The sequence below is a fragment of the Halobacterium sp. DL1 genome (assembly GCA_000230955.3).
Taxonomy (GTDB): Archaea; Halobacteriota; Halobacteria; order Halobacteriales; family Halobacteriaceae; genus Halobacterium.
Genome location: CP007060.1, coordinates 640,700 through 660,409, shown reverse-complemented (window position 1 = coordinate 660,409; position 19,710 = coordinate 640,700). Strand labels below are relative to the sequence as shown.

Sequence of the window (19,710 nt, the reverse complement as noted above, 5' to 3'; positions counted from 1 at the left end):
CTAAATCCCGGTCCACCCGGGGACTTTTTGCCACTCGAAGGAGGAGTTGGGGGCAAGATGCACGACGAGTCAGCGTGGGCCCGCAACCTCGGAACGTTACACGACGACCGCGCAGCTGTCGCACCCGATAGTACGGCGCTCGTCCTCCCTGATTCCGAGGAGACAGTCACCTATGGCGAGCTCGCCGACGCCATCGCCCGCGCGGGAAACGCTGTCCGCGACCTCGGCGTCGAGCGCGGTGACCGCGTCGCGCTCTGCTTCGAGAACGGGCCGGAACTCGTCGCGGTGTTCTTCGGGACGATTCGGGCCGGATTCGTGCCGGTCCCCGTCAACGTGCGATCGTCCGTAGAGACCGTCCGCCACGTCGTCGCCGACAGCGGGTCACGGGTTGTGGTAGCGGGCAGGGACGGCAACGCCCGCGCGGTCGCTGCCGACGCTGCGAGCGAGTGTGAGAGCGCGACGGTGCTGGGAACGTACGGCGGGAGCGAGGGCGTCGACGGCGTCCGAACCGTCGACTTCGAGGCGCACGTGGACGAGGCGTCACCGACGCTCGACCCTGTGGAGGTAGCGTTCGACGACCCGGCGCTCCAGCCGTACTCCAGCGGTTCGACCGGCGTCCCGAAGGGGATCGTGCTCTCGCACGGCGGTGCGTACTGGAACGCCAGGCGATTCGCGCAGGTGAACCTCATGGACGAACAGGACGTCACGCTCACCGCGACGCCGCTGTACCACAAGAACGCGATGCTGAACCTGAAGACCACGCTGCTCGGCGGCGGCACCGTCGTGGTGATGCGGTCGTTCGACGCCGCGGCAGCCATAGCGGCAATCGACGCACACGACGTCACGTACCTCACGGGCGTCCCCGCCATCTACCACTACCTCGTCGAGGCGGAGGACGCGCTCGAGGCACACGACGTGTCCTCCGTCGAGGTCGGCAGCACAGGGAGTGATACCGTTTCGGGCAGCCTCTACGACGAGTTCGAGTCGGTGTTCGGTGCGCCCCTCACCGAGGGGTACGGGTTGACCGAGGGCGGCCCCATGATAACGATGACCCCCCGGTGGGGGCCGAAGAAACACGGGAGTGCGGGCATCCCGCTCCCGGAGGTCGACGCCAGGGTCGTCGACCCCGAGACCGGCGATGAGCTGCCGCCCGGCGAGTCTGGCGAGCTGCTCGTCGCGAGCCCCGGGGTGGCCCGATACCACGACCTCCCGGAGGTGAGCGCCGAACGCTTCGAGGAGCGCGACGGGAAGCGGTTCCTCCACACTGGCGACGTGGTGTGGCGCGACGAGGACGACTACCACTACGTCGTCGGCCGCCTGGACGACATGCTCATCGTCGGCGGCGAGAACATCTACCCGGTGACCGTAGAGGAGCGGCTGGAGCGCCACGAGGCGGTCTCCGAGGCGGTCGTCGTCCCGGTCCCCCACCGTGTGAAGGGCGAGGTGCCGGTGGCGTTCGTCGTCCCCGACGGTGAGGTGACCGAGGCGGAGCTGAAGCAGTTCGCCATCGAACACGGACCGGCGGCGGCGCACCCGCGGCACGTCTTCTTCGTCGAGGAGTACCCGCTGACGGGAACGGAGAAGGTGGCTCGCTCGGGACTCCAGGCGCGAGCAGAGGACTGCCTGGGAACCCTCCCGGAGGACCCCAACGATGACTGATAGCCGGGCCCCCGACAGCAGCGACGCGGACGCCGTACGCGTCGCCGTCGAGCCTGACACCGAACACGTCAGAGACGCCGTGACCGACCCCACGTTCAGCCGGTACCTCCAGCGCGTCCACGAGGGGCCGGTGGTCGTCGGCGACACGTGGACGGAGTTCGTGAACGACGGCTGTGGCTCCCAGACGTCGGTTTCGTTCAGGGTAGTGGCAGTCGAGGGCGGAACGCGCGTCGGTCCTGGGACAGATCTCGAGTTGGACTGAGCGACGCACTGCGAACTCGGCAACGACGGAGGCAAGTCGAACGAGAGGATGGCATGTGGCCAGCAGTGAGTACGTGGACAGTGGTGGACACCCGATATCCTCGTTCTCGGTCATTTCAGTCTCCCCACGAGACGACGCGAATACGGCAGGACGTGAAGAATCACCCAAAATTATATACGCGCTGATTTCTTCTCGGATACCATGCTGGAAGACAGCAAGCGCCACCCGAAGAGACGGGACTACCTGAAAGCTGCTGGTGGAACAATCGCCGCAACTGGACTCGCGGGCTGTTTCGGTCTGGGTGGTGGTGGCTCGGGCAAGACCACCATCAAGTACTGGGACACGTTCAACGTCCAATCACAGTCCGCCAGGGAGACGGTGGAGAACCTCGTCTCGCGGTTCGAGGACGAACACGATGTCAACGTCGAACTGAACCTCTCCGGGTTCGGCCAGATGGCCGGTTCGGAGTGGATCACACGGTTCGAGGAGGGCGAGTACCCGGTCATCTTCACCGGCGACCAGATCGTTGCCGGCCGATTCGAAGAGGGGGGATACATCAAGCCGTTCACCGACTGGCACGACCAACTCAGTAGCAACGTCCGCAACGGGCTCAGTTGGATTCTCGACGGACCCATCGACGAGGCGACTGCCTGGATGGGCGAGCACCCCAGCATGGAACGGAATACGTACACGTTCCCCGTCGGGTTGGTGCCACAGGACCCGGTTCAGGTCCGGGCCGACCACATGCGGGAGGCGGGTCTCGACCCCGAATCCGACTTCCCGCCCGAGAGCTACGAGCACCTCGTCGAGATCGCGACGACGCTCACGGAGGACGGCCCTGGCGACTACGGGTTCCAGCTCCACGGTCACCCGTTCGACTGGTACACGTTCATCGAGCCGTACACCAACGCACTGGGCGGACACGAGGGTGAAGCCGGCTACTTCGCCGAGGACTACCGCTCGGTGAACTACGACACGGAGACCTGGAAGCAGGTCGTGGCCGACACCATCGCGCTGTACCGGGAACACGAGGTTTCCGGGCCACAGACGCCGTCGATTCCCGACGAGGACACGGTCCCACTTCTGACTCAGGGCCAGGTGAGCATGAGCCCCATCGAGCCGATGAACTACCCGACCTACCACGACACCGCGCCCGAACTGATGGAGGCCGGCGACATCAAGTACGGCTCGCTGTGGAGCGAGCCGTCGGGTATGAACAACGCAATGCTCACGTACGGCCTCGCAATCACCAACCCGCCAGAGGGAGCCGACGAGGACGAGTGGGAGAGGAAACAGGAACTGGCCGTCAAGCTCGCCGAGATGTGGTTCGAAGAGCAGGTCCAGACGTCCCTGTTCATGGACACCGGGTTCGTCCCAGTTCGCCGCGACCTCTGGGACCAGAACGCAGAGCAACTTCCGTACAACGACGCGTCGGGAGCGTTCGAGACGCTGACCACCATGGTGGACGAAGAGTCCCGAGGGATCCACACCTCGCACCCGACGTACCTCTCCGCGTCCTCTGACATGGGTTCGCTCATGGGGCAGGGGTACAACGGCGAGTTGACCCCCGAAGAGGTCTGTACGAGGGGTGCCGAGGCCGGTAACTCCGTGCTCGACGACTACTGGTCCGCGAGAACGTAATCCAGCAATCAATCGATTCCCAAAGTCCCACCACCCCAATGAGCTCAATAGACTTCAAGAAGCGACTACCAGATCTCGGCTTCGTCCCCGACTCGGTCGAAGACCGCCTGGCGTACATCTTCTTAGCACCGCTGATGGTGTTCCTGATTTTCATCGTCTGGGTCCCGTTCCTGCAGGGAATCTGGATGAGTCTGCATAACTGGCCGCTCGGGTTCACTGCGCCCAGCTTCGTCGGGCTAGATAACTACTCTAACCTGTTGACGTCGGAGCGGTTCTACGTTTCGCTGAAGGCGACGGTCATCTACGGCTTCGCGACGGTCATCCAGCTGGGACTGGCGCTGACTGCGGCGCTGATCGTCAACAAGATCAAGTTCAAGAGCCTGTTCAGCGGGATGTACCTGCTCCCGTACACGATGCCGCCGGTCGCAACGGGGACGTTGTGGGTTTTCCTGCTGAAGCCGAACCTCGGCCCGATCTTCACCCTCCTCACCGACTGGGGGATCCTGCAGGACCCCATCTACTGGAGCACGCAGGGGGACATGGCACTGCTAGTCGTCACGCTCGTCAACGCGTGGACGTTCTGGCCGTTCATGTTCCTCATCCTGTTCGCGACGCTGGTGAGCATCCCAGACGAGTACTACGAGAGTGCTCGCGTCTACGGCGCGAGCAGGTGGCAGACCTTCTGGTACGTGACTCTCCCGCAGTTGAAGACGTCCATCTTCGTGGTGGTCACGCTCCGCCTGGTCTGGAACCTGACGAAGGTCTCGCAGCCACTGCAGATGACTGGTGGGGGGCCCGGCTACCAGACCTCCCCGCTCTCGTTGCTCCTCTACCGGTCCGCGTTCAGCGACGGTAACCTCGGCGAGGCGTTCGCCGTGGGTATCATCTTCCTGCTGCTGGTGCTCGCGTTCATCGTCCTGTTCATCAGGTACTTCGAGAAGTCGGAGGGTGACCAGCTATGAACTTCGGCAACAGAAACTCCCAGCGGTCGTTCACCGACCAGGCGCTCACGTTCCTCACCTACGGGCTCGGAATAGGCATCGCTGTGCTGTGCGTGCTACCGTTCCTCTACATGCTGTCGGTGGTCTTCCGACCGTCGGACCAGCTTTGGACCGTCCAGCTCATCCCGTCGTCGCTGACGCTTACGACACTGGAGACGTCCTTCGGTCGTGTCGGCGACCTCCTGTGGAACAGCGTGCTAATCTCCTCGGGAACGATGCTCGTCTCCCTGATCATCGTCATCCCCAGCGCCTACGTCTTCGGGCGGCTGGACTTCAAGGGGAAGTCCACGATGTTCTACCTCGTGTTGCTGATCATCATGTTCCCCTTCGTCCTGCTTATCATCCCAATTGCGGAGAGCTGGTTCACTCTGGGGCTGTACAACACCGTTCCCGGCATGTGGATCGCGTACCAGATCTTCGTCGCCCCGTTCGCCATCTGGGTGCTCAGGGACTACTTCGCTAAGCTCCCCCTCAACCTGGAGGAGTCGGCGCGCATCTACGGCTGCACGCAGTTCAGCGCGTTCCGTCGTGTCATCCTGCCGCTAGCCATGCCCGCGATCATCGCCGTCGCGTTCCTGTCGTTCCTGGTTGCGTGGAACGACTTCCTCATGGGCAGCATGCTGACCGACGGAACCGGCCCGCGGCCCGCCGTGGTTGGCCTCTACCTGACGATTCACGGAACCTCGGCGTCAGTCCCGTGGGGACTGATCATGGGCGAGACGCTCATCATCGGGACTCCGCCGACTGTACTGTACCTCCTGGCGCGCAAGTCCCTCTCCGAGTCGTTCGAGGTCTCCGAGTAGACCTCGAACGGCCGGGCACGCTCCGTTCTGCTCTGGATCCGAGTCCTCTGACAGCACCGACGATCCCTAGAGGGGCTTCGCCAGCAACGAGGAGGGCTCACACTGTATGTCCAGCTAGCATCCCGAGAAACGCGCCTGCCTTCGACGAGTTGGAATCTCCGTTCGCTGACGTCGACCGCTCCGCACCAGAACGAACTGCGCCAGTCGTCCGGACTGGCTGCCTAGTTCACCGTGTTCGTGACCGCCTTGGCGAGTGCAGTGAGGCGAAGATGGTCGGCGATTGACCGCCCAGTGTTCGCTGTCGAGAGGGAGCTACCGGTCGCGCCAGCTGGTCACGGCGAACCAACCAGTGATGAAGGCGATCATCGATAGCGACAGGATGGTGACGACCGACTTCCAGTCCGCGAACCCGCCACCGTACTTGTAGGTCAAGTAGGCGAGGAGCAGCATGAACAGGGTCAGCAATCCGTAACCGACGACCGAGATTGATACCTTGGTGTACTGTCTGGCGCGGTCAAATCTGGCTGACATCACCGTTACCCACGAAATCGACCATCAAAAATTCTCCGGTGAGGTAACCGACACGGCCGTCCTCGGTGGCTGGAGTACACATCAAACTCCTCCTCCAGTTGTCTTGCAGGGTGGCTGACCGACGGGCCCCTGTCAGCGGGACCGCTCGTTTCGATCGGCGCCACCGTGTTCGAGGAGCCGATGCCCAGACGGCTGCCCGCGTGGCGCAGATTGGTGACTGTGGGAGGGTCCTTCGTGACCGAGAAGTCCAACGGCGGGTCAGTAGTCCCGTTGCAGCACCCTGTCCCGGGTGTCACTACAACAGGCGGTCCCCGGAGACCGAGTCGAACACCCAGACGTTCTCGGGTCGCACGTCCACGGAGACCGAGTCAGCGTCCTCGTCGATCTCGCCTTGCGACGTGATTGCCCGGATCTCCTCGTCGTCGACCATCAGGTAGACTGCGTCGGTGTCTCCGCGAGGTTCGACGACAGAGACCTCCGCGGAGAACTTCGAGGCGCCGCTGTTGAGTTCGATGTACTCCGGGCGCACACCGAGGGAGACCGACTGCCCGTCGGTGAGGTCGGCGCCGGCCACCCGCTCGTCGGGAAGTGGGATGGTGAAGAAATCGGTCTCCACAGCGAACCCGTCGCCGTCGGCCACGACTGTCGCCTCGAACACGTTCGTCGAGGGAGAGCCGATGAACTGGGCGACGAACTGGTTGGCGGGATCGTTGTAGATGTCGTGGGCGGAGCCGACCTGCTGGATGCGGCCCGAGTTCATGATAACGATCTTGTCCCCCAGCGTCATCGCCTCCTCCTGGTCGTGAGTGACGAACACCATCGCGGTATTGAGGCGTCGCTGAAGCTTCTTGACCTCGACGCGCATCTGGTCTCGGAGGTTCGCGTCTAGCGCTGAGAACGGTTCGTCGAGAAGGAACGCGGCCGGTTCGATGACCATCGCGCGGCCGAGGCTTACGCGCTGTTGCTGCCCTCCGGACAGTTCGGACGGTTTCCGGTCCAGCATACCCTCGAGGCCGAGCAACTCGGCAGCCTCTTCGACACGTTTGTTCTTCTCCGCCTTCGAGAGGTCGCTCTTCATGTCCAGCCCGAACCGCATGTTCTTTCGGACAGTCATGTGGGGGTAAAGCGCGATGTTCTGGAAGACGAACGCGAGGTTGCGGTCCTTTGGAGCCTTCCCGATGACGTTCTGACCCTCGATGGATATCGACCCGGAGTCGGGCTGTTCGAGGCCAGAGATCATCCGTAATGTCGTCGTCTTTCCACAGCCGGATGGGCCAAGGAAGACGACGAGTTCGTCCTCCGCGACGTCCAGGTTGAAGTCTTCACACGCGACGATCTGACCGTCGTTGAACGTCTTCCGGATGTTCTGGAGTCGAACGGCGACGTCCTCGGTCGAGGGTTCGACTTCCGTGGCGTCACCGCTACGAGAATCTGAGATCTCCTCGTTTTGAGCAGTCATCACACGTTAAACCGTAGCAAGCACAGTTAACTATTTTTGTAATATTGCCAACCGTTTTTGAGCGGTAGTAAGAAGGGTGACCTGGAGTCGGAATCTAGCCACGAGAAGGCTGCACTTACTCTGAGTTCCGCGCCGACGAGACACCTACTCTGTCGAAGGAAGGTGCGTTCGCGAGAGCCGAAAAATCACCGCTCGGGAGTACAAAAACGAGCCCTCGTCAGTTCGAGGAGCTGCTGGAACGGGGGAGGCCGGGGGCGTTCGTCGACTCCAACAGGTGTGACTACCGTTCGCAAGGGGAGAACATCAGGGGACAGGAGGAATGATCGAATCTCCATTATTCCCCCGTATAACTCGCGAGCGGCTCTGAGGCGTCGATAGAGGGGTCTCGACCCAGGAAGCCCTGTTCGTGAGAAGAGAACGGGTTGTGGGTCTTGTGAGCCTGGACCTCACCCCAGGGGTCTTACAGACAAAGTGCTGTAATCCCGAGGTGATGAGTCGGTCCGGCGAGTTCGCAGCGATTCCACAGAGTGACAGATAGTCGAGTTCGTGTGCACCACGGCAATAGAACAGCGTCCACCTGCGAGGTGGGCCAGAACGACTCGAACGAGTACAGCATAGACGGTACTCTACGGGAGTACACTCTATCGGCGAGAGGATGGAAGCAGGGCCGTCCACACGGTAGTAGAGGACTGCTGTCGGTCCCGTTTAATCATCGTATCCGCGTTCGTTCATTATCTCAACCTCGATGAAGTTAGAGCACTCGACGACCTTCTCTGGGAGGGTCTCACGGAACCGTTCCGTGTCGAACTGGCTCACCGGCCCGGAGATGTTGACCGATCCGAGAGTCTCCCCCGACGGACCAACGACAGGTGACGCTATACCACGCATCCCGATGACAGCTTCTTCCGTGCTGAACGCGACGTCGGTCTCCTGGATCGCCTCCAGTTCCCGCAGCAGTTCGTCGGGGTCAGTGATGGTGTTCTCGGTGATCGAAGGCAGATTGTTCTGGAACACGATGCGCTGCAGTTTCCGCTCCGGGAGGGTGGCGAGGATCGCCTTCCCTGCAGCGTTGCAGTGAAGCGGACACGGTCGTCCGACCGGGTACTTGTCTGCGTACACGCCCTTCTTCCCCGAGGCCGTGAAGATGTGGATGCCCATCTCGTACTCCTCGACCATTATCTGAACGAACTCGCCGGTCTCCTCCGCGAGCCGCTTGGCCGCCTCCCGACCGAATTTGTAGATGTCGTAGTGCGATCGACGGAGGCGTTCGGCTATCGTGATGAAGCGGTAGCTAGGCCGGTAGAAGTAGCCCTCTTTGGTGACGAATTCACGCTCCTCGAGACTGGTTAGATACGCGTGTACGGAGCTCTTCGAGTAGCCGAGATGGTCGGCCAGTTCCGTCACCGTACCCCCCTCGAGTTCGTGGAGGGCTTCGAAGATATCGATCGTCCGTCCGACCGCGTCGACCGTTCGTGTCGAGCTGTTCTCGCCCGCGTTTGGCATGGTATAGCATACGGAGAAGGTGTTGAAAGTTGTTGCTGTTGAATTCAACGGCCCACCCCCGGGATGAAGGTCGTCCGGGACCAGTTCCCAGCAGCCTCGCGTCATGACCAGAGAATCAACGTCTCGTCACCTCTTGGTCACTCGGCTGAACGAACAGTGGAACCGTTCAGCTGGTGAATTCGACACCGACATTCCGGAAATAACAGAAGTGCGTTTGTTATTCCCCCTGCCGATATATCAGTTTCGGGCCATATCTTCGCTCCCTCGTCGACCACGGTACGTGTCAGAAGTTGAGCTACGGACCGTCGCTGAAATCGTGGACTGCTCAGTTCACTGGTTCAGACACCAGTGACAGGTGGTGTAGGAACTATCGATAGTCGTGGCCGAGGACGTTGTTCACGGGAGATGGTCGACCTCGGTGTTTGCCGGGACTTTACCATCGCATTCACCCAATCAGGCCCCACTACGAAATCCGCTAATACCGGATTTAAATCAGTGCTACACCAGGGTCGTCGAAGTAGTACCAATCACTACCACAACCACGAGAGCGGCGAACCAAAGATGAGGAACCCTCACTAAACTGAGACGGCAGTATAGCGCGATCGCAACTATCGGCTGTCTAGTGTCTGATCAGTGAGTAGCGTTCGGGAACACCCCGTTCTGACTATGAGATGAGGAGAGTACTCCAGGATTCAAGTGTAGGAGGAGTACATAGAGCGGTTCTTCGTCGACCACAACTGGCAGGTAACTTCAGCCCCCGAATCGTACAGAGGCCGCCACTAATAAAACGAAATATGTTTTCCAGCTATATGTTTTCCGCCACACGAGCCGGTGGTCGCACTCACAACGGTCTGACAGGGTGACAACTACAACCCCACAGGCGAGATGCCGGTATCCGGGATAGCCGGAAAACTATCTCGAACCCAGAGAGTGGGTCACCACTGTGGAAACAATGACGCTACGAACGCGCGATAGTTTCCCCAATACCTTCTGCGGCACCGAGGACGCGACGCACTATCTCGTCCGTGACGGGCTCGTCGGGCGCTCTGGTGACTGGTAGAGAGACGCTGACAGCGCCGACAGCCGTGTCGTCACAGTCGAGTACCGGTGCGGCGACACACCGAATTCCCTCAATGTGTTCCTCGTCGTCGATGGCGAATCCTCGGTTCAGGACCTGCTCAAGTTCCGTAAACAGTACATCTCGGTTCGTGATCGACTTTTCAGTAGCTCCCGGAAGACCATGCTCGTCGATTATCTCAGCGGTATGGGTCCGGGGAAGGAATGCCATGATTGCCTTTCCGGACGCGGTAGTCTGGAGGGGTACTCGCTCCCCGGGGCGGGTATCGATCTCAGTCGGATATCCGCCCTCCGCACTGTAGAGGTAGACACCGAGCCCATTTTCCTCGATCAGCAGGTTTGCGCGTTCGCCGGTGTCATCGGCGAGTCGGTCGACCACCGGTCGGGCGGCACGGTACACCGCCATCTGGTCGCGTGCGTAGCTGCCGTACTCGAGGAAGCGGGCACCCAGTCGGTATCCGCCTGGCTCCTTGACGACAAGCCCCAAACTGATGAGCGTGCTGAGGTGGTCGTGCGCAGTACTCTTCGGGATGTCGAGGTGGGCCGCGATGTCGGCAACTCCGGGGTGGTCTAGAGCGATCAATCCGTCGATGACTTGGACAGTCGTCGCTGTTGACTTCACCCGAAAAGTGTCCTGTTCGCGCATGCAATGAACAGGAATACGATTAGAGAAAAGTTTTGGGTATTACCGGATCGTGTTCGGCGAGACGGTGACCTTGTAGACACTCCTTGTGACGGGCGACGATACCAGCCCTCGAACACCAACATGCCACCTTTCCAGCTACCACCGACGTATTCGCCGGATGGCATTGCGACGCATACGTGTTCGCCGACGTCGGCTACCGTCGGAGGTATTCCCCGCTAGCCTGTCGCTTTTCGCGTCGCAGCGACAACGGGCGTCCATGAGCGACACCGACGCGATCACCGTCTACTCGGACTACGTCTGTCCGTTCTGCTACCTCGGGCGGCAGTCCCTCGCGGAGTACCAGGAGAGCCGCGAGGACCGCCTCGACGTCGACTGGCGTCCCTTCGACCTGCGCGCGGGCAAGCGTGGGCCGGACGGCGAGATCGACCACGACGCCGACGACGGGAAGGACGAGGCGTACTTCGAGCAGGCCAGACAGAACGTCCAGCGTCTCAAAGAGCAGTACGGCGCCGACGAGATGAGCGTCGACCTCTCGCGGGACGTCGACTCCCTGGACGCGCAGGTGGCGTCGTTCTACGTGAAAGAGGAGCACCCCGACCAGTGGCTCGACTTCGACGTCGCGCTCCTCGAGGCGCTCTGGGAGGACGCCCGCGACATCGGCGACGTGGACGTGCTCGCAGACGTCGCCGCGGACGTCGGCCTCGGCCCCGAGGAGATCCGTTCCGCCGTCGCCGACGAGGAGTGGCGCGAGCGCCTCGAGGCGCAGTTCGCCGAGGCGAGGGAGGCCGGCGTCACTGGCGTGCCGACGTTCGCCTACGACGGCTACGCCGCCCGCGGCGCCGTCCCGCCGGCACAGCTCCGGCGGCTGGTCGAAGGCACGGAGTAGGGAACTCCATCCCCGTTCGTTCTTTAAGTGCCTCTGGCGACAAGGTGTAGATACGAAGGCTTCTCGGGGTGTCACGACGTCCCAGCGACTGCTCCGTCGCCGGTCGTCGAGGAGTTTCCGTTCCACTACCGCCGGGAGTGTCGGCCGCCCCGACCCTCCTTTAAGTGCTTCTGGCGACAAGGAGTAGATACGAAGGACTTCTACGGGCACTGCTCCGACCGACGAGCGGCTGCTCTGATCGACGAACGACGGCGTCGACCGAGAGTTTAACAGTAGGCAGCCCGGACGATGACGACATGCGAGCAGGCTCCGGGACGTCAGTCCGGTGGGAGTCGGCCAGCGGCGGCGACCGACGCGTCGAACACCGGCCCGGAGCGGGTGCGCTGTCCCGTGCGGAGGCACAGCGCGACACGACCGTCCGGAAGTGGGGCGTCGTCTCACCCAGCGCGACGGTCATCGGGCGCGCCGAGTCACCGGAGGCCGACCTCTCGGAGAGCGTCCGTCGCCTCCACGACGAGCGCCACACGGCCACCGAGGGCCACAGCCGGCGGGCGCACTACCTCGACCGCCTGCGGACGACGCAGGCGCTGTGCAACGCGGTGGACGTGACGCCGTGGCAGCGCGACGTCGCCCTCGGCGTCATGGGCGAGATCGACCTCACGGAGTTCGGGAGCCAGCGCGCCATCGAGAAGGTGGCGCTCGTGGTCATCCGCCACGTCGTGGACGTCGACCGGCGGCGCTACTTCGGGCTCGACGACCTCGACGCGGGCAGCGTCTCCTCCGAGCGCCTCGAGGACCTCTTCGAGCAGTACAAGCGCCACGACGTGACCGAGGAGCCGGCGTTCCAGCGTCTCGCCGACCGCTACGACCTCGACAAGACGAGTCTGAACCGGCTCCGCCGCGTCCTCACCGACCAGCTCGCGGGCGGCCTGCCGGCGTTCGGCCGCAACCCCGAGCGCGACCCACACCTCCCCGCGTTCACCGACCGCGACGTGCCCGGGGCAGAGGCCGACGCGGGCTGAAGAGAACAGACAGCAGGTCGGTCAGTTCGCGTGTTCGTCGAGGAACGCCTCGATGTCGTCACCGCCCTGGAACCCCTCCGCGAGTCGGGCGACCTCCTCGCCGTCCTCGACGAGGACGAGCGTCGGCGCGCTCCGGATCGACCACTCGTCGACGAGTTCGACGTCGTCGCCGGGGTTGGCCATCACGACCGTGATTCCAGTCTGCCGGGCCACGTTGCCGAGCACCGGCTCGATGGCCTGGCACATCGCACAGCCCTTCGTGTAGAACTCGACGAGCACGCGGTCGTGGGCTTCGAGTACCGCGCGGAGTTCCGCGCCGTCTGCGGCGCGGATCGGTGTTCGCGTCTCTGTGGACGAACTCATACAGAATTGTACGTGGTGCACTCGGATAAGCACTACTACCAGCGGACCCGACGCCGGAGTGTCAACCCGACGCCGGAGTGTCAGGTCGTCGGACGCGCGCACGCGCGGCCGTCGTCGACGAGCGGGAGGACGCAGCCCTCGGGGACGCACAGACGGTCCTCGTCCGTCGGTTCGTCTGCGCTAGTCGTGACCCACAGCGTGTCCCACACGGAGTGGTCGGTGTCCAGCGACGAACCCGTCGGTCGTCACTCCAGGCTCCCTGCGGAGAAGCAATTGCGACCGAACGGAGAACTGGCCGGCGGGTTACTCGATGTCGAGTTCCTCGATGTGGGCTTCGGCTTCCTCGGCGTCGAGTTCGCGGTAGGTCGCGGTCTCGGCGTCCACGACCGCGATGCCGACGCCCTCGCCCTCGAGTGCGCCCTCGCGGCCCTCGTTGAGCGCGCGCAGCGCGAGGTCGATGCCGTCGTCGACGGTGAGGTCGGCGTCGTACTCGTCCTCGAGGTACTCCTGGATGGCCGAGCGGTCCGAACCGATGGCGACTGCCTTCCACTCGTTGGACGTGCCCGAGGGGTCCGTCTCGAAGAGGCGGGGTTCGCCGTCGGAGACGCCCGCGATGAGGAGCGCGACGCCGAACGGGCGCGCGCCGCCGACCTGCGTGTACTGCTGGATGTGGTCGGTGACCTCCTTGGTCAGCGTGCGGACGCCGATGGGTTCGTCGTAGCGGACGCGCTCGACCTGGGACTGCTGGCGCGCGAAGTCGATGAGCTGGCGGGCGTCGGCGACGTGACCCGCGCTCGCGGCACCCACGTGGTCGTCGACCTTGTGGAGCTTCTCGACGCTGGACCCCTCGAGGAGCGGGGAGCGCGTGCGCTTGTCGACGAGGAGGACGACACCCTCGGCGGTTCGGACGCCGATACTCGCCGTGCCGCGCTTGACTGCCTCCCGCGCGTACTCGACCTGGTAGAGTCGGCCGTCCGGGGAGAAGATCGTGATACCGCGGTCGTAGGCCTGCTGCTGGTTCTGACCCTGCATGGTTTCCTTGACCAGACGTAAGTCACCCCGACGTAAAGGGCTTTGACTTTCGGCATGGCCCGCAGCGCCCACACCAGCGCCGGCAGCGAGAGGGATTTGGCTCCCTCTATGCGCCCGCCAGGGGTTCCGAGACCGCTACTTCGCGAACAGAGTACCGAAGAGGTACGGCGCGACCAGCAGCGTCAGCGGCACCAGAATCCACACCTGCCCGGCGAACACGTCGTACTGCCCGAGCGTCACCGAGACCGGCGTGCCCTCGGCGGCACCGACGAGGAACTCGAAGCCCACCGTGAGTACCGTCCAGCCGACGCCGACGAGCAGCAGTTCGGCGTCCGTGTACGTCGTCCCCGTCGTCGCGAAGTACGCGGCGGCGACGACGAGGATGGCGGTGACCAGCACCAGCGTGCTCACGACGTGGCCCGGATACTCCCCGATTCGCGGGATTATCACGGTCTCCCGGAACACGCCGTTCGCCACTGCGAGGACGGCCATGACCACCCAGACCGCGAGTGGACCGGCGAAGACCGCTGGACGGATGGACTGTGCGGAGACGGCGGGCGTCGAACCGAGGGGCATACCGACAGGTTGGCGAGACGCGAGGAAAACTGTTGCTGGCGGTCCACGACCGGGGGAAACTGACCGCCGCCGCGATTCGCAGGGCTACTTGAGGCGGGCGCCCGAAGCGCCGCCATGGACGACGGGAAAGCAAGCCGGGAGTTCTTCGCGGACCACGTCGCGGGCCGGACCGGCGCCGAGCGCGCGGACGTGCGCCTCGGGCCGACCTACGGCGCCGACTTCGGCGTCGTGGACGTCGGCGACCGGGTGCTCGCGCTCGCCACGGACCCCGTGTTCGTGCTGCGCGAACTCGGCGTCGAGCGGGCGGCCTGGTTCGCGTTCCACATCTGCGTCAGCGACGTAGCGCTGTCGGGGCTGCCACCGGCGCACCTCTCCGTGACCCTCAACCTCCCGCCGGGGACGAGCACGGAGACGTTCGACGACATCTGGGCGGTCTTCGACCGGGAGGCCCGCGACCTCGGCGCGAGTATCACGACCGGGCACACGGGCACCTACGAGGGGTGTGCGTTCCCCACTGTGGGCGGCGCGACGGCGCTCGCGGTCGGTGACCCCGCGGACCTGGTGGTGCCGACCGGCGCCCACCCGGGCGACCGGGTCGTCGTCACGAAGGGGCCGGCCATCGAGTCCGTCGGACTGCTCGGCGTGCTGTTCGGCGACGACCTCCCGCTGGGCGACGACGTCGTCGCGGCAGCGAGGGAGCGCTTCGAGGAGGCGAGTCCCGTCCGGGACGCGCTCACGGCGGCCGCGGCGGGGGACGTCACGGCGATGCACGACGCGACCGAGCGCGGCCTCGCCAACGGCCTCCATGAACTCGCCGCGGCGAGCGGCGTCTCGCTGGCGGTCGAGCGCGAGCGCGTGCCGGTCGGCGCGGGTGTGCAGGAGGTGTGTGAACTCTTCGGGATGGACCCGTGGACGGCCTCCAGTGAGGGCACCGTCGTGCTCACGGTCGACTCGGGGGACGTGAACGCAGTGCTCGGCGCACTCGATTCAGCGGGGATTCGCGCCGCGGACGTGGGCGTCGTCGAGGAAGGAGCCGGAGTCACCGTGGACGGCGACCCGCTGGCGGAACCCGATTCGGACCCGCTGTGGCCGGCGTACCAGGCCGCACGCGAGCGGTTCCGCGAGTAACAGAGCAGCGGAGTGGCGAGGTCAGGCGGAGATGGTGACGTTGCCGGACGCCGACGCCGTCTCGACGAACGACTCGGTGCCCGCGAAGACGACGACCGTCTCCTCGTCGAGTCGCGTGGTCCGGAACGCCTTGGTGTCCGTCTCGTTGCCGAGCGTGCGCGCAGCGGCGGCGAACTCGTCGGCGTCGGCGGCCGTGTCCCAGCGGGTCACCCACGCGACCGAGCGCTCCCAGCCGTCCTCGAAGACGACGACGCGGTCGTTGCCCCACCCCTCGCTGGCGTTCACGGCCTGCGGCTTCCCGGTGGCGTCGCGGAGCGTGATGCGCGTGACGAGTTCGCCCGCACGACCGGTCGGCGACTGCACGAGCTCGAACTCCCCGGTGTCGGTGGTCACGTCGAGCGGGGCGAGTTCGTCGGACGCCCCGGGGTGGAGGACGTTCTCGGTCGTCCTGGGCGCGTCGTCGTACACGTCGGCCAGGTCCGCGGGATCGTCGATGCTGGCGTTCACGTACTGGGAGCCGAAGTAGTACTGGCTGTAGACGATGCGGTCGCCCGAGGAGCCGGCTTCGTACCGCTCGGCGATGTGTTCGGACTGCAGCGTGACGTTCAGGTGCTCCCGGGTGTACTGGTCGGTGACGTAGACGGCGCCGCCCTCGACGAGCGCGCGGCGGGCGAACCGCTCGTCCAGGGAGACGCGCCCCAGTGAGAGGGCACCGAACCACGGCACCATCTCCTCGCGGATCTGCGCGACGTGGACGAACTCGTGGGCGAGCACCTGTTCGAGGCGCGCGGGTCCGGCCTCCGCAGGCGAGAGGTAGACCCGGGCCTCGAGGGTTGTCAGCCCCGCGGGGTCGTCGGCGTCGAGTGAGGGGTTCGAGACGTCGAAGACCCGGAAGAACGGCACCATCCCCAGGTCCGCGGTCTTGTAGCTGGTGAGGTCGCGGACGACGACGGTGGTGCCCGGGTACTCCGCGCCGACGAGCGACTCGACCCGGTCGAACGTCCGGTTCACGTCGAAGCCGAGGTCACCCTCGACGACCCGGACGCCCTGCGGTGGCTCGTCGTCGGTGGTCGTCGTTTCGTCGACGGACGGCTCCCCGGTGTCCCCGAGTGCCGGGCTGTCGGCCGTCGGCGCCGTACAGCCCGCGAACAGGAGGAGGGCACACGCGAGCACGACGCGGAGACGCCCGGCTGTCATACCCTTCGATTCGGAGAGCAGCCACTAACTGGTTGTGGTCGGTCCACTCGCCTGCCGACAGTTACGCCGTGAACTCCCGCCAGTGGTTCAGCCCCCAGTAGACGCTGCCGGTGCAGACGAGCGCGGCCGCGACGAAGTAGGCGACGAGACTCGTGCCGAGTCGGCCCGGGTCCCGCGCCCCGTAGATGACGCCCTCGCCGCCGAGCGCGAGCAGTGCGAACCCGATCACCGTCACCGCGACGGTCGAGGTGAGAATCGGGACGCCGCCCTCCTCGGGGTCCTCGAGCGTGACCAGCGTCGTGACGAAGACGACGGCGCCCCCGAGCGCGTAGAACGGGACGCGGTTGACCGCGCCGGCGGCCCGCCCCTGGCCGAGTGCGACCACGCCGACGAACGCCGCCGTCAGCACCACCGTCGAGAGCGCGACCAGTCCGACGGCCTGCCGCAGGTACGTACGGTCCATCTCGTCTCTGACTCGCCGACGCACGAGTTAAGTCTGGTGGGGTCCGCACGACGCGCGTCGTGCGGCTCCGGAGTTGCGGCCGGCCGCCCTGGCTGGCGCAGTCTCGAACGGACAGGAAGCATATATCCCCGGGGGTGTAACAACCTTCTCAGCATGGTCCAGCGCGGCGACGAACTGGAGGTGACCGAGGACGACGTGACGCTGCCGGCGACAGACGTGCTCACCGGCAGAGGGTTCGTCACTGGCAAGTCCGGCTCCGGGAAGTCGAACACGGCGAGCGTGCTCGTCGAGGAGCTGCTCGACCACGAGGCGCGCCTCCTCATCATCGACACGGACGGCGAGTACTACGGCCTCAAGGAGGAGTACGAGGTGCTGCACCTGGGCGCGAGCGACCGCTGTGACGCCGTCGTCGGCGCCGGCGACGCAGAGGCAATCGCGAACATCGCGCTGTCGGAGGGCGTTCCCGTGGTCCTCGACGTCTCGGGGTTCCTGGAGGGCGACGTGGCCGACCGGCTGGTGTACGAGGTGACGAAACACCTGTTCTCGCAGGCGCGGGACGTCAGGCAGCCGTTCCTCCTGCTCGTCGAGGAGGTCCACGAGTTCGTCCCCGAGAAGGGCGGCCTCGACGACGTGGGCGAGATGATCGTCCGGGTCGCCAAGCGCGGCCGGAAACGCGGCCTCGGACTCTGTGGGCTCTCCCAGCGCCCCGCGTCCGTGGACAAGGACTTCATCACGCAGTGCGACTGGCTGGTCTGGCACCGCCTCACCTGGGCGAACGACACGAAGGTCGTCGACCGCATTCTCGGCGGGTCGTACTCGACGGACGTCGAGACGCTGGGCGACGGCGAGGCGTTCCTGATGGCGGACTGGGAGGAGGGCGTCAAGCGCGTGCAGTTCCGCCGCAAGCGCACGTTCGACGCCGGCGCGACGCCGGGGTTCGGGGAGGCCGACACGCCGGACCTGAAACCCGTCGACGAGGCGTGGCTGGAGCGCTTCGGGGCGACCGCCGCGGACGTCGACCCGCTGCCGACCGTCGACGTCGACGGCAGTCCGTCCACCGACGACGTGGACACCACGACCACCGAGAACACCGAGGCCGACGAGGACGACGAGCCCCAGGCGACCGACGAGACCGAGATCATCGAAGCGCACGAAGTCACCGAAGGCGGCCCCAATCGAGATCCGGGGCCGGCCAGGCCGGCGCAGACCGCCGGCCCGGCGCAGCCGGTGTCCGCCGACGACCCGCGGAGCGCCCTGCTGGAGTTCGGGCAACTGGTCGCCCACGTCGCGTTGGTCGGCGCCCGCCGGACGGCCAGCGGGCTGTCGCTGCTCGGCCGCGAAGGGGGGAAGGCCGCTGACCAGGGCGTCCGGTGGCTCGGCCGGGAGCTCCGCGAACTGGGCGAGCGGGCGCTCGACGCCCTCGACGGCGGCGACCGACAGCCCGCGGTGCCGACGGTCCAGTCGGTCGACCCCGAGAGCGAGTGGGCGCGCCGCCAGAGGAACCCCCTGGCGGACCGGCTGGTCGGTCTCGGGGCGCTGGTCACTGTTTCTGCGCTGGCCTACCTCGCGGTCACGGTCGTCTGAGGACTGAGGAACTAGTCGAGGGCGCGGCGGCGCGCGAGCAAGTAGACCGGACCCGAAACGACTGCCGAGAGGAACACGGCGACAACGAAGCCGCCGGTGAGGTATGGAACGACGGGTGGGTCGACGGCGCCACGGAGGACCGGTACGAGGTAGTAGAGTTCCAGAACGCAGGCACCACCGAGCACGTACAGCCACGGGTTCGGCTGCCAGTCGGCGCCCGCGTCTGCCCGCTGCTCGGCGTCGTGGAACAGCCAGAGCGTGCCCGCGAGGCCGACGAGGAAGTACGGGACGAGCACGACGTACGGGAGGAGGGTCGCGCTCCCGGCGGTCCCCGTGTCGAACAACTGGAAGCCGAACAGCAGGCCAGCCGCGAGGCCGACGACGGTGAGCGCGAGCGGGGCGATCGCCAGCCACGCGAACGCCTCGTGCGCGTCGCTGTTCGCAGCGGTGCCGCGTTCGTACTCTGAGTCGGTGCGGCCGACCTCCGGCGCGGCGGTCGTCCGCCCGCCGTCGGTCGCGACCCGCTGCGGCGCCTCGACTGCCGCCGCTCCCGACGGCCAGCGCACGTCGACGCGGTGGTCGCCGTCGAGGCGCCGCAGCTCGTCCTGTCTGGTGCTCTCGTCCTCGTCGATCGTACCCGTTCCCATGGTGTCCCCTCGTGGGCCCACCGAGTCACGCCGGCGCCAGCGTCGCCACTACGCCTGGGCAACGTTTTTGATGCCGTAGTGAGAAGGACAGATGTCCTACCAGCTGCCCTTTCTCGGTGCGGTTCCCTACGTTGGACTAGTCCCCACTCAGTCGCCACCAATGAAGGTTATCCAACGGTACTGACCTGTCACGACGCGCCCGCCACAAACTCGCAGCCGGCGGCACTCCT

General features: G+C 65.1%; 20 protein-coding genes and 1 pseudogene. 10 read left to right on the top strand and 11 right to left on the bottom strand.

All coding sequences use genetic code 11. The features are described from left to right. Positions 1 to 57 precede the first annotated feature (57 nt). From HALDL1_04805 to HALDL1_04785, 5 genes are all read left to right on the top strand, one after another. On the top strand, positions 58 to 1,659 hold the full coding sequence (locus tag HALDL1_04805; GenBank protein ID AHG05171.1) for a hypothetical protein: 1,602 nt from the start codon (positions 58 to 60) through the stop codon (positions 1,657 to 1,659). After that, complete coding sequence (locus tag HALDL1_04800; protein ID AHG02987.1) at positions 1,652 to 1,921, top strand: hypothetical protein; 270 nt, start codon at positions 1,652 to 1,654, stop codon at positions 1,919 to 1,921. The genes HALDL1_04805 and HALDL1_04800 overlap by 8 nt, the downstream gene beginning before the upstream one ends. Before the next feature lie 201 nt (positions 1,922 to 2,122). Then, positions 2,123 to 3,562, top strand: a complete 1,440-nt coding sequence (locus HALDL1_04795; GenBank protein AHG05170.1) for a hypothetical protein — start codon at positions 2,123 to 2,125, stop codon at positions 3,560 to 3,562. 38 nt (positions 3,563 to 3,600) lie between these two features. Continuing rightward, positions 3,601 to 4,524: an ABC transporter permease gene (locus HALDL1_04790; protein AHG02986.1), complete on the top strand. Its 924-nt coding sequence runs from the start codon at positions 3,601 to 3,603 to the stop codon at positions 4,522 to 4,524. Further along, the gene (locus HALDL1_04785; GenBank protein ID AHG02985.1) at positions 4,521 to 5,366 is read left to right on the top strand and encodes an ABC transporter permease; all 846 of its coding nucleotides are present in this window, start codon (positions 4,521 to 4,523) and stop codon (positions 5,364 to 5,366) included. Before HALDL1_04790 ends, HALDL1_04785 begins: the two co-directional genes overlap by 4 nt. Before the next feature lie 312 nt (positions 5,367 to 5,678). Here the strand turns inward: HALDL1_04785 and HALDL1_04780 are convergent, their stop codons facing one another. The 4 genes from HALDL1_04780 to HALDL1_04765 all read right to left on the bottom strand — a co-directional run bounded on the left by HALDL1_04780 (position 5,679) and on the right by HALDL1_04765 (position 10,582). Continuing rightward, positions 5,679 to 5,897: a hypothetical protein gene (locus HALDL1_04780; protein AHG05169.1), complete on the bottom strand. Its 219-nt coding sequence runs from the start codon at positions 5,895 to 5,897 to the stop codon at positions 5,679 to 5,681. 295 nt (positions 5,898 to 6,192) lie between these two features. Further along, positions 6,193 to 7,356 carry a glycerol-3-phosphate ABC transporter ATPase gene (locus HALDL1_04775; protein ID AHG02984.1) on the bottom strand — a complete coding sequence of 388 codons (1,164 nt, stop codon included), beginning with the start codon at positions 7,354 to 7,356 and terminating at the stop codon, positions 6,193 to 6,195. A 705-nt stretch (positions 7,357 to 8,061) separates the two neighbouring features. Then, positions 8,062 to 8,859 (bottom strand): IclR family transcriptional regulator, encoded by a 798-nt coding sequence (locus tag HALDL1_04770; protein AHG02983.1) that lies wholly within the window; start codon positions 8,857 to 8,859, stop codon positions 8,062 to 8,064. A gap of 958 nt (positions 8,860 to 9,817) precedes the next feature. Continuing rightward, a complete protein-coding gene (locus HALDL1_04765; protein ID AHG02982.1) occupies positions 9,818 to 10,582 on the bottom strand; it encodes an IclR family transcriptional regulator in 765 nt (254 codons plus the stop codon). Between the two features lie 256 nt (positions 10,583 to 10,838). Between HALDL1_04765 and HALDL1_04760 the strand changes: the two genes are divergently transcribed. After that, entirely contained in the window at positions 10,839 to 11,468 is a 630-nt protein-coding gene (locus HALDL1_04760; protein ID AHG02981.1) for a DSBA oxidoreductase, read from the top strand. Between the two features lie 296 nt (positions 11,469 to 11,764). Continuing rightward, entirely contained in the window at positions 11,765 to 12,490 is a 726-nt protein-coding gene (locus HALDL1_04755; GenBank protein AHG02980.1) for a DNA-directed RNA polymerase epsilon subunit, read from the top strand. Between the two features lie 21 nt (positions 12,491 to 12,511). On the opposite strand, the gene HALDL1_04750 is transcribed toward HALDL1_04755, so the two are convergent. The 4 genes from HALDL1_04750 to HALDL1_04735 all read right to left on the bottom strand — a co-directional run bounded on the left by HALDL1_04750 (position 12,512) and on the right by HALDL1_04735 (position 14,461). After that, on the bottom strand, positions 12,512 to 12,853 hold the full coding sequence (locus HALDL1_04750) for a thioredoxin (GenBank protein AHG02979.1): 342 nt from the start codon (positions 12,851 to 12,853) through the stop codon (positions 12,512 to 12,514). Between the two features lie 80 nt (positions 12,854 to 12,933). Continuing rightward, a complete protein-coding gene (locus HALDL1_04745) occupies positions 12,934 to 13,062 on the bottom strand; it encodes a hypothetical protein (protein ID AHG05168.1) in 129 nt (42 codons plus the stop codon). A 94-nt stretch (positions 13,063 to 13,156) separates the two neighbouring features. After that, positions 13,157 to 13,885 carry a proteasome subunit alpha gene (locus tag HALDL1_04740; protein AHG02978.1) on the bottom strand — a complete coding sequence of 243 codons (729 nt, stop codon included), beginning with the start codon at positions 13,883 to 13,885 and terminating at the stop codon, positions 13,157 to 13,159. Between the two features lie 135 nt (positions 13,886 to 14,020). Next, positions 14,021 to 14,461, bottom strand: coding sequence for a hypothetical protein (locus HALDL1_04735; GenBank protein AHG02977.1), 441 nt, complete (start codon positions 14,459 to 14,461; stop codon positions 14,021 to 14,023). A gap of 114 nt (positions 14,462 to 14,575) precedes the next feature. Between HALDL1_04735 and HALDL1_04730 the strand changes: the two genes are divergently transcribed. Next, on the top strand, positions 14,576 to 15,589 hold the full coding sequence (locus tag HALDL1_04730; GenBank protein AHG02976.1) for a hydrogenase expression protein: 1,014 nt from the start codon (positions 14,576 to 14,578) through the stop codon (positions 15,587 to 15,589). Between the two features lie 21 nt (positions 15,590 to 15,610). Here the strand turns inward: HALDL1_04730 and HALDL1_04725 are convergent, their stop codons facing one another. Together HALDL1_04725 and HALDL1_04720 are read right to left on the bottom strand one after the other, a co-directional pair. Then, positions 15,611 to 16,786 carry a hypothetical protein gene (locus HALDL1_04725; protein ID AHG05167.1) on the bottom strand — a complete coding sequence of 392 codons (1,176 nt, stop codon included), beginning with the start codon at positions 16,784 to 16,786 and terminating at the stop codon, positions 15,611 to 15,613. Between the two features lie 61 nt (positions 16,787 to 16,847). Next, positions 16,848 to 17,249: a hypothetical protein gene (locus HALDL1_04720; protein ID AHG05166.1), complete on the bottom strand. Its 402-nt coding sequence runs from the start codon at positions 17,247 to 17,249 to the stop codon at positions 16,848 to 16,850. 153 nt (positions 17,250 to 17,402) lie between these two features. Between HALDL1_04720 and HALDL1_04715 the strand changes: the two are divergent. Both HALDL1_04715 and HALDL1_04710 read left to right on the top strand, forming a co-directional pair. Then, positions 17,403 to 18,607, top strand: a pseudogene (locus HALDL1_04715) (ATPase). Beyond that, the gene (locus HALDL1_04710; protein AHG05165.1) at positions 18,540 to 18,833 is read left to right on the top strand and encodes a hypothetical protein; all 294 of its coding nucleotides are present in this window, start codon (positions 18,540 to 18,542) and stop codon (positions 18,831 to 18,833) included. The pseudogene HALDL1_04715 and the gene HALDL1_04710 overlap by 68 nt, the downstream one beginning before the upstream one ends. Positions 18,834 to 18,844: 11 nt before the next feature. Here HALDL1_04710 and HALDL1_04705 read toward each other — a convergent pair whose 3' ends face one another. Beyond that, positions 18,845 to 19,480 carry a hypothetical protein gene (locus tag HALDL1_04705; GenBank protein ID AHG05164.1) on the bottom strand — a complete coding sequence of 212 codons (636 nt, stop codon included), beginning with the start codon at positions 19,478 to 19,480 and terminating at the stop codon, positions 18,845 to 18,847. Positions 19,481 to 19,710: the final 230 nt, after the last annotated feature.